The following is a 14,584-nucleotide window of genomic DNA, read 5'->3' on the forward strand; positions in this document are numbered from 1 at the left end:
GTTGTTGTTGTTGGGTGCTGTTCAGAAGCCCGGGCGTTCGACGCGGACGGTCTGCAGGATGGTTGCAGAGATCTCTTCGATGGACTTGGTGGTGGATTCCAGCCAGCGGATGTTCTCCCTGCGCATGAGCTTGTGCGCGGCGTCGATCTCGTAGCGGCAGTTCTCGAGCGAGGCGTAGCGGCTGTTGGGGCGGCGTTCCTGACGGATCTGCGACAGGCGTTCGGGGGCGATGGTGAGTCCGAAGAGCTTGGTGCGATATTTGTGCAGCTCGCCGGGCAGTTTGTTCCGCTCGAAGTCTTCCGGAATCAGCGGGTAGTTTGCCGCCTTCACGCCGAACTGCATGGCCAGGTAGAGGCTGGTCGGCGTCTTGCCCGAGCGCGACACGCCGACGAGGATGACGTCGGCCTCGGCGAGCTCGCCGTCGGACGAGACGCCGTCGTCGTGCGCCATGGCGAAGTTGATCGCCTCGATGCGATGCTTGTAGTTGAGGCTGTCGGCGATGCCGTGGAAGCGGCCGACCGCATGGGTCGAGCGCTGGCCGAGCTCGGCCTCGAGCGGTCCGATGAACCGATCGAACAGATCGAGGAAGAGCGCGTCGGCTTTGTGCAGTGCATCAACGGTGGCCTGGTTCACCAGCGTGCTGAACACGATCGGGCGGACGCCATCCTCGATCGCGGCGTCGCGTATCTGTGCCGCACAGTCGATCGCCTTGTCGATGTCGTCGACGAAAGGTGCGCGGATCTGGCGGAATTTTGCCTCGGGAAACTGCGCAAGCAGGCTGTGTCCCAGTGTTTCTGCGGTGATGCCGGTGCCGTCGGAGACGAAGAAGACGGTGCGGCGTTGAGTGTCGTTCATGATCTGGAACCTTGATGCGCCCCCTGCCGAGGACGTCGCGTATTGGGGCAAACCCTGTGATGCGGCACAGCACAAAAAGCCGTAAACTCCGGGCTTCGATATTTTGCTTTTTCTCCAACATTTGCGGAAGCCACTCATGACACGATACGTGATTCCTTTCAACGAACTGCGCATGACCGATGTGGAGAAGGTCGGCGGCAAGAACGCCTCGCTCGGCGAGATGATCAGCCAGCTGCCTTCGAGCGTTCGTGTTCCGGGTGGCTTCGCGACCACGGCCGAAGCCTATCGCGAATTCCTCGCTCATGACGGCCTCGCCGACCGCATCAATGCCGCACTCGACGCGCTCGATGTGGATGACGTCGATGCGCTGGCCAGGACCGGCGCCCAGATCCGCCAGTGGATCATCGACATCCCGTTCCCGGCCAAGCTCGAGGCCGAGATCAAGACCGCTTACGAGCAGATCACCTCCGAGGGCGAGGGCAGCTTCGCGGTGCGCTCGTCGGCCACCGCCGAAGACCTGCCGGACGCCTCCTTCGCCGGCCAGCAGGAGACCTTCCTCAACATCCACGGCTACGAGAACATCCTGCACGCGATGAAGGAAGTGTTCGCGTCGCTGTACAACGACCGCGCGATCGCCTACCGGGTGCACAAGAACTTCGCCCACGCCGACGTGGCGCTGTCGGCCGGCGTGCAGCGCATGGTGCGATCGGATTCGGGCGCATCGGGCGTGATGTTCTCGATCGACACCGAGTCGGGCTTCGACCAGGTGGTGTTCATCACCGCCTCCTACGGCCTGGGTGAGACCGTGGTGCAGGGTGCGGTGAACCCGGACGAGTTCTACGTCCACAAGCCCACCCTGGCGCTCGACAAGCCGGCGATCATCCGCCGCAACCTTGGCTCCAAGCTGATCAAGATGGTGTTCACCGACAAGGCCGTCGCCGGCAAGTCGGTGCGCACGGTCGATGTGCCCGAGGCCGACCGCAACCGCTTCTCGCTGACCGACGAGGACGTGCTCGAGCTCGCCCGCTACGCCGTGATCATCGAGAAGCACTATGGCCGCCCGATGGACATCGAGTGGGGCAAGGACGGCGTCGACGGCAAGCTCTACATCCTGCAGGCGCGTCCCGAGACGGTGAAGAGCCAGGACGAGGGCCTGGTGATGGAGAAGTACCGCCTCAAGCAGTACGGCAAGGCGCTCACCCACGGTCGCGCGATCGGTCAGAAGATCGGTGCCGGCGTCGTGCGTGTGGTCGGCGACGCATCCGAGATGAACCGCGTGCAGGCCGGCGACATCCTCGTTACCGACATGACCGACCCCAACTGGGAGCCGGTGATGAAGCGCGCCAGCGCGATCGTCACCAACCGCGGCGGCCGCACCTGCCACGCGGCGATCATCGCGCGCGAGCTGGGCATCCCCGCCATCGTCGGCTGCGGGAACGCCACCGAGGTGCTGCACGAGGGCGAGTCGGTCACCGTGTCCTGCGCCGAGGGCGACACCGGTTACGTGTATCGCGGCAAGCTGGAGTTCGAGGTCATCACCACCGACATGGGCAATCTGCCCGAGATCCCGGTGAAGATCATGATGAACGTGGGTAACCCGGAACTCGCCTTCGAGTTCGCGCAGATCCCCAACGGCGGGGTCGGCCTGGCGCGCCTGGAGTTCGTCATCAACAACATGATCGGCATCCACCCCAAGGCCATCCTCGAGATCGGCCAGGTGCCGGCCAACCTGCGCGACGAGATCAACCGCCGCTCGCGCGGCTATGCGACGCCCAAGCAGTTCTTCATCGAGAAGCTGGTCGAGGGCGTGGCCACCATCGCCGCCGCCTTCTACCCGAAGCCGGTGATCGTGCGCATGTCCGACTTCAAGTCGAACGAGTACCGCAAGCTGCTCGGCGGCGAGATCTACGAGCCGGAGGAAGAAAACCCGATGCTCGGCTTCCGTGGCGCCTCGCGCTACATCGCCCACAGCTTCCGCGACTGCTTCGAGATGGAAGTGGCCGCGATGAAGAAGGTGCGCAACGAGCTCGGCCTGACCAACGTGCAGATCATGATTCCCTTTGTGCGCAACGTCGAAGAGGCGAAGGGCGTGGTCGACCTGCTCGCCGAGCATGGCCTCAAGCGCGGCGTGAATGATCTCAAGCTGATCATGATGTGCGAGATCCCCTCCAACGCCATCCTGGCCGAGCAGTTCCTCGAGCACTTCGATGGCTACTCGATCGGCTCGAACGACCTCACCCAGCTCACCCTGGGCCTGGACCGCGACTCGGGCCTGGTGGCGCACGCCTTCGACGAGCGCGACCCGGCCGTCAAGCAGCTGCTCTCCATGTCGATCAAGGCCGCGAACAAGCTCGGCAAGTATGTCGGTATCTGCGGCCAGGGGCCGTCGGACCACCCGGATCTGGCCGAGTGGCTGATGGACGAGGGCATCCAGACCATCTCGCTCAACCCCGACACGGTTGTCGACACCTGGATCAAGCTCGCCGAGCACCGCGCCGGATAAGTCCGTACGGGCACGGGTCGAGGCGGGGCGGCGGTCGAGATGACCGTCGCCCCGTTTTTTTTGGCGTCGCAGCATGCAGAACGGATGCCGCGTGCCAGTTCAGCGGCTAATATTGCGCGGTCGAAGCATTTCCCAATTCGGGGAGTACGCCATGTCGAGCCCTCCATCCGCCCAGCCGCAGAGCGTGTGCGCGGCTGCCGATGCCCGCCCGTGCGCCGCCGGCGAGGATGGTCCGCTGCCGGACGCGGCCGAGCGCACGGTGAGGCGCCAGGCGCAGATGCTGTCCGTGCTGACCACGCTGCAGCGGGGTTTCCTCGTCGGCCAGACCTCGAGCGATACCTTCGCCCACATGCTCGATCAGCTCGTTCGCCTCACCGACAGCGAATACGGCTTCATCGGCGAAGTGCTCTACGACGAAGCCGGCGAGCCTTTCCTGCGCATGCACGGGCTCAGCGACATCTCGTGGAGCGCGGAATCGCGCAAGGTGTTCGAGCGCATGCGTTCGGGCGGCTTCGAGTTCCACAACCTGGATTCGCTTTTCGGCGCCGTCGTGCGGACTGCCGCGCCGGTGATCGCCAACCATCCGGCGACCGATCCGCGTCGGGGGGGCGTGCCGTCGGGGCATCCCGCCCTCGGGTCGTTTCTCGGCCTTCCGCTGCTGCATGGCGGGCAGCTGATCGGAATGATCGGGCTGGCGAATGCGCCGGGTGGTTACCGGGAGGGGGTGGTCGCCGAACTCGAGCCGATGACGGCGACCTGCGCCACCATGATCATCGCGCTGCGCATCGAGCAGGAGCGCAATGCGGCGCAGCTTGCCCTGCAGGAGAGCGAGCGCCATTACCGCACGCTGGCGAACAGCGAGTCGGCTCTGATCTGGACGGCGGGCGAGGACGGTCTGTGCAACTACTTCAACGACCCCTGGCTGCGGTTCACCGGCCGGCGTCTCGAACAGGAGCTCGGCCAGGGCTGGCTGGAAGGGGTGCACCCCGATGACCGCGCCTACTGCCAGGGCATCTTCGAGGATGCCCTCGCGCGGCGCGAGGCGTTTCGCATGGAATACCGCCTGCATCACGTCGACGGCGGCTACCGCTGGATCTCCGACGAGGGCAGTCCGCGCCATGACGGCGCCGGCAACTTCATCGGCTTCATCGGCTTCTGCTCGGATGTCTCCGAGCGCAAGCGCATCGAACTCGCCCTCGACGCCTTGGCCGCGCGCTATGCCTTCCTGTCGGGGGTCGCGTTCTACGAGGCGGTGAGCCGCCATGTCGCGGATGCGCTCGCGCTCGACAAGGTGTTCGTCGGCCAGCTGTCGCGCGACGGCCTGAGCGTCGAGGTGCGCGCGGGCTGGGGCGACGGCCGGCCGATGCAGCCCTTCGTGTATCCGCTCGCCGATTCGCCCTGCGAGGGCACCGTCGGGCGCGGCGCCTGCCTGTATCCGCGCGATGTGTGGCGGCTCTTCCCGCGCGACCGGGCGCTTGCCGAGGGCGGGATCGAGGCCTACGTGGGGACGCCGCTGTTCGATCGCGAGGGACGTCCGCTGGGACTGATGGTGGGGCTGCGGCGCCAACCGATCGACGATGAGTCGGCGGTGCGCACGCTGATCGACATCTTCGACGACAGGGTGGCTGCCGAGCTGCAGCGCGAGCGTGCCGAAGCCGTGCTCAAGCGCCGGATCGCCTTCGAGCGCCTGGTCGGGCGGATCTCGTCCGAGTTCATCCTCACCCGCCCGCAGGAACTGGATGTCCATCTGGGGCGCGCGCTCGAGGAGCTCGGATCCTTCGCCGAGGCGGACCGCGCCTATGTGTTCCAGGTAAGCGCCGACGGCCAGTTCCTCAACAATACCCACGAGTGGTGCGCGGAAGGCATCGAGCCGCAGATCGCACATCTGCAGAACGTGCCCTTCGACGACAGCATGCTGTTTTGCCGCAGCATCAAGCGCTTTGCGGTCGTCGATTACCCGAGCGTCGGCCAGCTCCCGGCAGAGGCCGCAGTCGATCGCGCCGTCCTGCAGGCACAGTCGATCCAGTCCTTGCTCGCGGTGCCGATGGTGGCGAACCATCGCCTGCTCGGCTTCATCGGGCTCGACTCGGTGCGCAACGAGCGCACCTGGCTGGACGAGGAGAAGACGCTCATGGCGCTGGTGGGCAACGCCTTCACCGGCGTGCTCGAACGCAAGCGCGCCGACGAGAGCTTGCGGGCCAGCGAAGCGCGCTACCGCTCGGTGGTCGAGAGCGTCAAGGAGGTGATCTTCCAGCTGGACGCGCAAGGCCGGTGGGTCTTCCTCAACCGTGCCTGGGGCGACATCACCGGCTATGCGGTCGAGCACACGCTGGGCACCGACTACCTCGAATATGTGCATCCGGACGATCGCGAGCGGCAGTCGGAGTGCTTCGAGCAGGTCTTGCGCGGCGAGCGCGACAACTGCTCCGAGGCGGTCCGCTACCTGCGCACCGGCGGCGGCTACCGCTGGCTGGAGGCGAGCGCGCGCCCGGTGGTCGATGCCGACGGGCGGGTGGCGGGGCTGTCGGGTACGCTGAACGACATCACCAACCAGAAGGAGCACGAGTCGCAGCTCGAGTACATCGCGCACTACGACCCGCTGACCGGCCTGCCCAACCGGGTGCTGCTCAACGACCGCCTGCAGCGCGGGATGGCGCAGGCGCGCCGGCGCGGGCAGCAGCTGGCGGTGGCCTACATCGATCTCGACGGCTTCAAGGCGGTCAATGACGGCCATGGACACCAGGCGGGCGACCAGCTCCTTACCACGATCGCGGCGCGCATGCGGGCGACGCTGCGCGAGGGGGACACGATCTCGAGGCTGGGGGGCGACGAATTCGTGGCCGTGCTGATCGATCTGCCCGACCCGGAGTCCTGCCTGCTCCTCACCCAGCGCCTGCTGGCCGCGGTGGCGCAACCGGTGCCTCAGGGCGGGCACGAGCTGAAGGTTTCTGCCAGCATCGGGCTCGCGATGTTCCCGCAACCCGATGAGGTCGATGCCGACCAGCTGCTGCGCCAGGCCGATCTCGCCATGTACCAGGCCAAGCTCGCGGGCAAGAACCGCTATCAGGTGTTCGACACCGCCCACGACCGCAACCTGCGCGGCCGTCAGCAAGACCTCGCGCGCATCCGCCAGGGCTTGCGGGCGAGCGAGTTCCGCCTGCTGTACCAGCCCAAGGTGAACATGCGCACCGGTGCGGTGGTGGGGGCGGAGGCGCTGATCCGGTGGGCGCATCCTCACCAGGGCGTGCTCGAGCCGGCGGCATTCCTCCCGGCCGTGGGCGACCATCCGCTCGCGATCGAACTCGGCGACTGGGTGATCGAGCAGGCGCTCGCGCAGATGGCCGCCTGGAAGCGCGACGGACTCACCCTGCCGGTGAGCGTGAACATCAGCGCGCGCCATCTGCAGACGCCGGACTTCATGATGCGTCTGCAGGCGGCGCTTGCCGGTCATCCCGAGCTGTGGCCGGGCAGCCTCGAACTCGAGGTGCTGGAGACGAGCGCGCTGGAGAGCATCAGCCAGGTGTCGCGAATCGTCGAGGCTTGCGCGGCGATCGGCGTGTCGTTCGCGCTCGACGACTTCGGAACGGGGTATTCCTCGCTCGCCTACCTCAAGCGTCTGCCGGCCGCGCGGCTGAAGATCGATCAGGTGTTCGTGCGCGGCATGCTGGACGATGCCGAGGATCTGGCGATCCTGAAGGCCATCCTGGGGCTGGCCGGCGCCTTCCGGCGGGAGGTGATCGCCGAGGGCGTGGAGTCGGTCGCGCACGGCGAGCTGCTGCTGCAGCTGGGCTGCGACACCGGGCAGGGGTACGGGATCGCCCGGCCGATGCCGGCCGAGCAGATCGCCGAGTGGGCGGCGAACTGGTCGCCGCCTTCGTCGTGGATGCTTACGCCACCGTGACCGGGATCTTGCCGATCTTCGCCTGCCACTCCTTCGGGCCGGTGTTGTGCACGCTGGTGCCGTTGGCGTCGACCGCGACCGTCACCGGCATGTCCTGCACGGTGAACTCGTAGATCGCCTCCATGCCGAGGTCCTCGAAGCCGACGACCTTGGCTTCCTTGATCGCCTTCGACACCAGGTAGGCCGCGCCACCGACCGCCATCAGGTAGGCCGACCTGTTGTCCTTGATGGCATCGATGGCGACCGGGCCGCGCTCGGACTTACCGATCATCGAGATGAGGCCGGTTTTCTCCAGCATCATGCGGGTGAACTTGTCCATGCGGGTGGCGGTGGTGGGACCGGCGGGGCCGACGACCTCGTCACGCACCGGGTCGACCGGGCCGACGTAGTAGATGACGCGGTTGGTGAAGTCGACCGGCAGCTTCTCGCCCTTCTCCAGCATGTCGGCGATGCGCTTGTGGGCGGCGTCGCGGCCGGTGAGCATCTTGCCGTTCAGCAGCAGGATCTGGCCCGGCTTCCAGGAGGCGACCTCTTCCTTGGTGAGGGTGTCGAGGTTCACCCGGGTGGCGACGTTGGTGTCGGCCTTCCAGGTGACCTGCGGCCAGTCTTCCAGCTTCGGGGTCGGCAGGTGGGCCGGGCCGGAGCCGTCGAGGTGGAAATGCACGTGGCGGGTGGCGGCGCAGTTGGGGATCATCGCGACCGGCAGGCTGGCAGCGTGGGTCGGGTAGTCCATGATCTTGACGTCGAGCACGGTGGTGAGACCGCCCAGGCCCTGCGCGCCGATGCCGAGCGCGTTGACCTTGTCCATCAGCTCCAGACGCAGCGCCTCGACGCGGGAGAGCGTGGCGCCCGAGGCGGCCTTCTCGCGCAGCTCGTGGATGTTGACCGGCTCCATCAGCGATTCCTTGGCCAGCAGCATCGCCTTCTCGGGCGTGCCGCCGATGCCGATGCCGAGGATGCCCGGAGGACACCAGCCCGCGCCCATGGTCGGAACGGTCTTCAGCACCCAGTCGACGATCGAGTCGGACGGGTTGAGCATGACCATCTTCGACTTGTTCTCGGAGCCGCCGCCCTTGGCTGCGCAGATGACTTCGACCTCGTCGCCCTCGACGATCTCGTAGTGCACCACCGCCGGGGTGTTGTCCTTGCTGTTCTTTCGCGAACCGGCCGGGTCGAGCAGGACCGAGGCGCGCAGCTTGTTGTCCGGATGGTTGTAGGCTCGGCGCACGCCCTCGTTGATCATCTCCTGGACGCTCATCTTGGCGTCCCACCGCACGTTCATGCCGACCTTGAGGAAGACCACCGCGATACCCGTGTCCTGGCAGATCGGGCGATGGCCCTCTGCGGCCATGCGCGAGTTGGTCAGGATCTGCGCGATCGCGTCCTTCGCGGCCGGGCTTTCCTCGTGCGCGTAGGCTTCGCCGAGCGCCTGGATGTAGTCGAGCGGGTGGTAGTAGCTGATGTACTGGAAGGCATCCGCGATCGACTGGATGAGGTCTTCCTGGCGAATGATCGTCATGGCGCTTGGTCTCCGGAATGACATGGGGGCAGAATGACGCAACGGGACCGGATGGTCCGGAAAGCGTGCGATTCTATCACCCGCGCGCCCGGCCCGTGACTGGTGAGGGTGTGTAAGTCCTGTGTAAGATACATATTCTTAAATGCCGGCGTTTCAGAGGCATCCGAGCGCCAGGGAGAGCAGGAGCTGTCCGGCCATGCTCCACCCGGGCGATTAACAGGCTGGACCCAACCAGCCCGCCCGCAAGGGTCAGCTTCAACCATTTGAACAGTTGAGGAGAGGTGAGCATGTCCAACGATCAGCAAGTCCGCATTTACAACCCCTCGGAAGAGATGGTCAGGAACGCAGCGGTGTCCGGCATGGATGGTTACCGCGCGCTGTGCAAGGAAGCCGAGGACGACTACGAGGGGTTCTGGGGTCGCCGCGCCAAGGAACTGCTGGACTGGAAGGTGCCCTTCACCCAGGTCCTCGATGAAAGCAACGCCCCCTTCTTCAAGTGGTTCGCCGACGGCAAGCTGAACGTCTCGTACAACTGCCTCGACCGCAACGTCAATAACGGCCTGGGCGACAAGGTCGCGCTGATCTTCGAGGCCGACAACGGCGAGGTCACCAAGGTCACCTACAAGGATCTGCTCGCCCGCGTGAGCAAGTTCGCCAACGCCCTGCGTGCCATGGGCGTCAAGAAGGGCGACCGTGTCGTCATCTACCTGCCGATGTCGATCGAAGGCGTCGTCGCCATGCAGGCCTGCGCCCGTATCGGCGCCACCCACTCGATCGTGTTCGGCGGCTTCTCGGCCCAGGCCCTGCGCGACCGTATCGAGGACGCCGGCGCGGTGGCGCTGATCACCTCCGACGGCCAGCACCGTGGTGGCAAGGCCCTGCCGCTCAAGCCGATCGCCGACGAGGCGCTGTCGCTGGGCGGTTGCGACTCGATCAAGAACGTCGTCGTGGTCAAGCGCACCGGCGGCGACTGCAACATGGTCGCCGGCCGCGACACCTGGTTCCACGACGCCTGCGCCAGTCAGCCGGAGGTCTGCGAGCCGGAGTGGGTCGAGGCCGAGCACCCGCTGTTCATCCTCTACACCTCGGGCTCCACCGGCAAGCCGAAGGGCGTGCAGCACTCCTCCGGCGGCTACTTGCTGCAGGCCGTGCTGTCGATGAAGTACACCTTCGACATCAAGCCCAACGACATCTTCTGGTGCACCGCCGACATCGGCTGGGTCACCGGCCACACCTACATCACCTACGGACCGCTTGCCTGCGGCGCGACCGAGATCGTGTTCGAAGGCGTGCCGACCTACCCGGACGCCGGCCGCTTCTGGAAGATGATCCAGGACCACAAGGTCAGCATCTTCTACACCGCGCCGACCGCGATCCGTTCGCTCATCAAGGCCGCCGACAACAACCCGGCCGTGCATCCGAAGCAGTACGACATGTCGAGCCTGCGCCTGCTCGGCTCGGTGGGCGAGCCGATCAACCCGGCGGCCTGGGAGTGGTACTACGAGAATGTCGGCGGCGGCCGCTGCCCGATCGTCGATACCTTCTGGCAGACCGAGACCGGCGCGCACATGATCACGCCGATGCCGGGCGCCACGCCGATGGTTCCGGGTTCGTGCACGCTGCCCTTCCCGGGCATCCAGGCCGCGGTGGTCGACGAGACCGGCACCGAAGTGCCCTGGGGCCAGGGCGGCATCCTGGTGGTCAAGAGGCCGTGGCCGTCGATGATCCGCACCATCTGGGGCGACCCCGAGCGCTTCAAGAAGGCCTACTACCCGGATGACTTCAAGGGCAAGCTCTACCTCGCGGGCGACGGCGCCATCCGTGACGCGGAAACCGGTTACTTCACGATCACCGGTCGTATCGACGACGTGCTGAACGTCTCTGGTCACCGCATGGGCACGATGGAGATCGAGTCGGCGCTGGTGGCGCACGAGAAGGTTGCCGAGGCCGCCGTGGTCGGTCGTCCGGACGATGTCACCGGCGAGGCGATCGTCGCCTTCGTGGTGCTCAAGGGCGCGCGTCCCACCGGCGAGGAAGCCGCCAAGGTGGTCAAGGAGCTGCAGGCCTGGGTCGGCCACGAGATCGGCCCGATCGCCAAGCCCAAGGACATCCGCTTCGGCGAGAACCTGCCCAAGACCCGTTCGGGCAAGATCATGCGCCGCCTGCTGCGCCAGCTGGCCAAGGGCGAGGACGTCACCCAGGACACCTCGACCCTGGAGAACCCGCACATCCTGGAACAGCTCAAGGGCTGATTCCGGAGGCGGCCGGGCCGTTCGCGTCCCGGCCGCGATCGAACGACAGGAGGAGATCCGGCCAACGAGCCGGACGCGGGGGGAGACCGGACGCGCGCAATGCGCGATCCTGATCGTACGAAGCGCCGAACCTGCCCCGAAGAGCAGGGCGGCGCCTCGTTTTTTCGTTTGCCGAGGCGGACATCATGGGAGTGACATGATGCGCAAGGGACTGGCCGGACAGCGTCTGGTGGCAGTGTTTCTCGCCGGCATGCTGTTGTTGAACTATCCGATTCTGTCTTTGTTCGACCGGCCGCTGAGCCTGTTCGGACTGCCGCTGCTGCATGTCTATCTGTTTGCCGTCTGGCTCGGACTGATCGGGGTGATTGCCTGGATCGTCGAGCGGGGGGCGCGCTGATGCGGAGGACGCGATGCTGCCGGGCTGGCTGATCATCGGGGCATCCTTCGCCTATCTGCTGTTGCTGTTTGCCGTTGCCTATTACGGCGACCGCCGCGCGGACCAGGGGCGCTCGATCATTTCCAACCCCTGGGTGTTCAGCCTGTCGCTCGCGGTCTACTGCACGGCGTGGACCTATTTCGGCAGTGTCGGGCGTGCGGCCTCGGGCGGTAGCGCATTCCTGCCCACCTACCTCGGCCCGACCCTGGGCCTCGCGCTGGCGTGGCTGGTGGTGCTGAAGATGATCCGCATCGCCCGCAGCTACCGCATCACCTCGATCGCCGACTTCGTTGCCTCGCGCTATGGCAAGAGTCACCTGCTCGGCGGTCTGGTGACCGTGATCGCGGTGGTCGGCATCGTGCCGTACATCGCGCTGCAGCTGAAGGCGATCTCGAGCGGTTACGCGCTGCTGATCGGCGAGCACGACACCCTGTTCCGGGTCGAGCGCCAGGGTGGATGGTGGCAGGACGGCACGCTCTACATCGCGCTCACGCTGGCGGCATTCACCGTGCTGTTCGGCACCCGCCACCTCGACACCACCGAACGCCACGAGGGCATGGTGGCGGCGATCGCCTTCGAGTCTGTGGTCAAGCTGCTCGCTTTCCTCGCCGTGGGGATATACGTCACCTACTGGCTCTATGACGGTTTCGGCGATCTCTACGCGCGGGCGGCCGCGCAGCCCGATCTCGCCGAGGTGCTCGCCTTCGACGGCGTCGGCCGCCTCGGTTACGGGGGCTGGTTCGCGCATGTGCTGCTGGCCATGCTGTCCATCATCTTCCTGCCCCGCCAGTTCCAGATCGCGGTGGTCGAGAACGTCAACGAGCAGCACCTGCGCCGCGCCACCTGGGCGTTCCCGGCCTATCTGCTGCTCATCAACGTCTTCGTGATCCCGATCGCCATCGGTGGCCTGCTGCATTTCGGGCGGGGTACCGTGGATCCGGACACCTTCGTGCTCACGCTGCCGATGGCCCACGACAACGCCGCGCTCGCGCTGTTCGTGTTCATCGGTGGCCTGTCGGCGGCCACGGGCATGGTCATCGTCGAGGCGATCGCCCTGTCGACGATGGTCTGCAACGACCTCGTGATGCCGATGCTTCTTCGCAGCAAGCGCCTCAATCTGGCTCAGGAGCGTGACCTCACCGGACTGCTGCTCGGCATCCGCCGCGGCGCCATCGTCGGCCTGCTGCTGCTCGGCTACCTGTATTTCAGGCTTGCCGGCGAGGCTTACGCGCTGGTGAGCATCGGCCTGATCAGCTTCGCCGCGGTGGCGCAGTTCGCACCCGCGGTGCTGGGGGGCATGTACTGGCGCGGCGGCACGCGCGAAGGCGCGCTCGCCGGCCTGCTCGCCGGCTTCGCGGTATGGGGCTACACTTTGATGCTGCCGTCCTTTGCCAAGTCGGGCTGGCTCGACCCGGGCTTTCTGGAGCACGGCCCGTTCGGCTTCGGCTGGTTGAAGCCCGAGCAGCTCTTCGGGCTTGCGGGCTGGGACAACATCAGCCATGCGCTGTTCTGGAGCCTGCTCGCCAACATCGGCTGCTATGTCCTGGTGTCGCTGGCGCGCGTGCCGACCGGCGCCGAGGCGACCCAGGGGGCGCTCTTCGTCGACGTGTTCCGGCGCGGTGAGTCGCCTCCGGCGAGCTTCTGGCGCACCGGCGCGGAGGTCCGCGACCTGCTGCCGCTGGTCGCGCGCTTCCTCGGCCAGCGTCGCACTGCGGACGCCTTCGGCGCCTATGCGCGCTCGCATGGGCTGGACGACGTGACGCAGCTCAAGGCCGACCCGGAGCTGGTGCACTTCGCCGAGTCGCTGCTGGCGGGCGCGATCGGCAGCGCATCGGCGCGCGTCATGGTGTCCACCGTGGTGCAGGAGGAGCCGCTCGGGCTCGGGGAGGTGATGGACATCCTCGACGAGGCTTCCCAGGTCAGGGCGTATTCGCACAAGCTCGAGGAGAAGTCGCGCGCGCTCGAGGCTGCCACGGCGGAGTTGCGGGCGGCCAACGAGCAGCTCAAGGAGCTCGACCGGCTCAAGGACGACTTCATGTCCTCGGTCACCCATGAGCTGCGCACGCCGCTGACCTCGATCCGCGCGTTCTCCGAGATGATGTCCGAGGACCCCGATATCGACGTCGAAGACCGTCAGCGCTTCCTCGGCATCATCGTCTCGGAGACGGTGCGCCTCACCCGCCTGGTGAACCAGGTGTTGGACATGGCCAAGATCGAGTCCGGCCACGCCGAATGGCACAACACCGACATCGATCTCCGCGAACTGGTGCAGCACTCGGTGGATGCGACCATGCAGCTGTTCCGCGACCGCGGCGCGCAGGTCCATGTGCATCTGCCCGCGTCGGTGCCCACCCTGCGTGCAGACCATGATCGGCTGTTGCAGGTGATGCTCAACCTGCTGTCGAACGCAGCCAAGTTCGTGCCGACGGGATCGGGACGCGTGGATGTGACGCTGCGTTGCGAGGGCTTGCGCTTGCGCGTGGACGTGAAGGACAACGGGCCCAGAATCCCGCCCGAGCTGCAACCGGTGGTGTTCCAGAAGTTCCGCCAGGGCGGCGACGAGCGCTCGCGTCCGCAGGGCACCGGACTGGGATTGCCGATCAGCCGGCAGATCGTCGAACACTTTGGCGGCCGGCTGTGGCTGGAGTCGGTGCCCGGCGAAGGCGCGACCTTCTCGTTCGTGCTGCCGCTGCCGTCTGCGACCGCCGTCCAATGACTTAGAATATGCGCCGGGGAGGAGTCAAAGATGAACAAGAAAGTCTTGATCGCCGACGACGAGCAGAACATCGTCATTTCGCTGGAATTCCTCATGAAGCGGGAGGGCTTCGAGGTGCTGGTGGCCAATGACGGCGAGGAGGCGATTCAGCGCATTCGCGCAGATCAGCCCGATCTCGTGCTGCTCGACGTCATGATGCCCAAGAAGAGCGGCTTCGAGGTCTGCCAGGAGGTGAAGGCCGACCCCGCGCTCGGCGCCGTGCGCATCCTGATGCTCACCGCCAAGGGGCGCGACACCGAGGTGGCGAAGGGGCTCGCGCTGGGAGCCGATGCCTACATGACCAAGCCCTTTTCCACCCGCGAGCTGGTGGACAAGGTGCGCAGCCTGCTGGAGCAGTGACCC

At 66.2% G+C, this 14,584-nt stretch carries 8 protein-coding genes; 6 read left to right on the forward strand and 2 right to left on the reverse strand.

The annotated features are described in order from the left end of the window. Positions 1–21: 21 nt before the first annotated feature. Complete coding sequence (locus AAG895_RS08330) at positions 22–855, reverse strand: pyruvate, water dikinase regulatory protein (RefSeq protein ID WP_345795030.1); 834 nt, start codon at positions 853–855, stop codon at positions 22–24. 136 nt (positions 856–991) lie between these two features. On the opposite strand from AAG895_RS08330, the gene ppsA reads away from it, so the two are divergent. Next, a complete protein-coding gene (ppsA, locus tag AAG895_RS08335) occupies positions 992–3,358 on the forward strand; it encodes a phosphoenolpyruvate synthase (RefSeq protein ID WP_345795031.1) in 2,367 nt (788 codons plus the stop codon). A 151-nt stretch (positions 3,359–3,509) separates the two neighbouring features. Continuing rightward, complete coding sequence (locus tag AAG895_RS08340) at positions 3,510–7,259, forward strand: EAL domain-containing protein (RefSeq protein ID WP_345795032.1); 3,750 nt, start codon at positions 3,510–3,512, stop codon at positions 7,257–7,259. Here AAG895_RS08340 and AAG895_RS08345 read toward each other — a convergent pair. Further along, positions 7,246–8,778, reverse strand: a complete 1,533-nt coding sequence (locus AAG895_RS08345) for a fumarate hydratase (protein ID WP_345795033.1) — start codon at positions 8,776–8,778, stop codon at positions 7,246–7,248. The genes AAG895_RS08340 and AAG895_RS08345 overlap by 14 nt on opposite strands. 287 nt (positions 8,779–9,065) lie before the next feature. Between AAG895_RS08345 and acs the strand changes: the two genes are divergently transcribed. The 4 genes from acs to AAG895_RS08365 all read left to right on the forward strand — a co-directional run bounded on the left by acs (position 9,066) and on the right by AAG895_RS08365 (position 14,581). Next, positions 9,066–11,030, forward strand: coding sequence for an acetate--CoA ligase (acs, locus tag AAG895_RS08350; protein ID WP_345795034.1), 1,965 nt, complete (start codon positions 9,066–9,068; stop codon positions 11,028–11,030). Positions 11,031–11,229: 199 nt separating this feature from the next. Beyond that, positions 11,230–11,427 (forward strand): hypothetical protein, encoded by a 198-nt coding sequence (locus AAG895_RS08355; protein ID WP_345795260.1) that lies wholly within the window; start codon positions 11,230–11,232, stop codon positions 11,425–11,427. Positions 11,428–11,440: 13 nt separating this feature from the next. Then, the gene (locus AAG895_RS08360) at positions 11,441–14,182 is read left to right on the forward strand and encodes a sensor histidine kinase (RefSeq protein ID WP_345795035.1); all 2,742 of its coding nucleotides are present in this window, start codon (positions 11,441–11,443) and stop codon (positions 14,180–14,182) included. Between the two features lie 30 nt (positions 14,183–14,212). After that, positions 14,213–14,581: a response regulator gene (locus tag AAG895_RS08365; RefSeq protein ID WP_345795036.1), complete on the forward strand. Its 369-nt coding sequence runs from the start codon at positions 14,213–14,215 to the stop codon at positions 14,579–14,581. Positions 14,582–14,584: the final 3 nt, after the last annotated feature.

The organism is Thauera sp. JM12B12 (genome assembly GCF_039614725.1).
Taxonomy (GTDB): Bacteria; Pseudomonadota; Gammaproteobacteria; order Burkholderiales; family Rhodocyclaceae; genus Thauera.

Bases quoted from the DNA above. Each gene is read 5' to 3' on its own strand.
- AAG895_RS08330 (WP_345795030.1), bottom strand. From the start codon at position 855: ATGAACGACACTCAACGCCGCACCGTCTTCTTCGTCTCCGACGGCACC.
- ppsA (WP_345795031.1), top strand. From the start codon at position 992: ATGACACGATACGTGATTCCTTTCAACGAACTGCGCATGACCGATGTG.
- AAG895_RS08340 (WP_345795032.1), top strand. From the start codon at position 3,510: ATGTCGAGCCCTCCATCCGCCCAGCCGCAGAGCGTGTGCGCGGCTGCC.
- AAG895_RS08345 (WP_345795033.1), bottom strand. From the start codon at position 8,778: ATGACGATCATTCGCCAGGAAGACCTCATCCAGTCGATCGCGGATGCC.
- acs (WP_345795034.1), top strand. From the start codon at position 9,066: ATGTCCAACGATCAGCAAGTCCGCATTTACAACCCCTCGGAAGAGATG.
- AAG895_RS08355 (WP_345795260.1), top strand. From the start codon at position 11,230: ATGCGCAAGGGACTGGCCGGACAGCGTCTGGTGGCAGTGTTTCTCGCC.
- AAG895_RS08360 (WP_345795035.1), top strand. From the start codon at position 11,441: ATGCTGCCGGGCTGGCTGATCATCGGGGCATCCTTCGCCTATCTGCTG.
- AAG895_RS08365 (WP_345795036.1), top strand. From the start codon at position 14,213: ATGAACAAGAAAGTCTTGATCGCCGACGACGAGCAGAACATCGTCATT.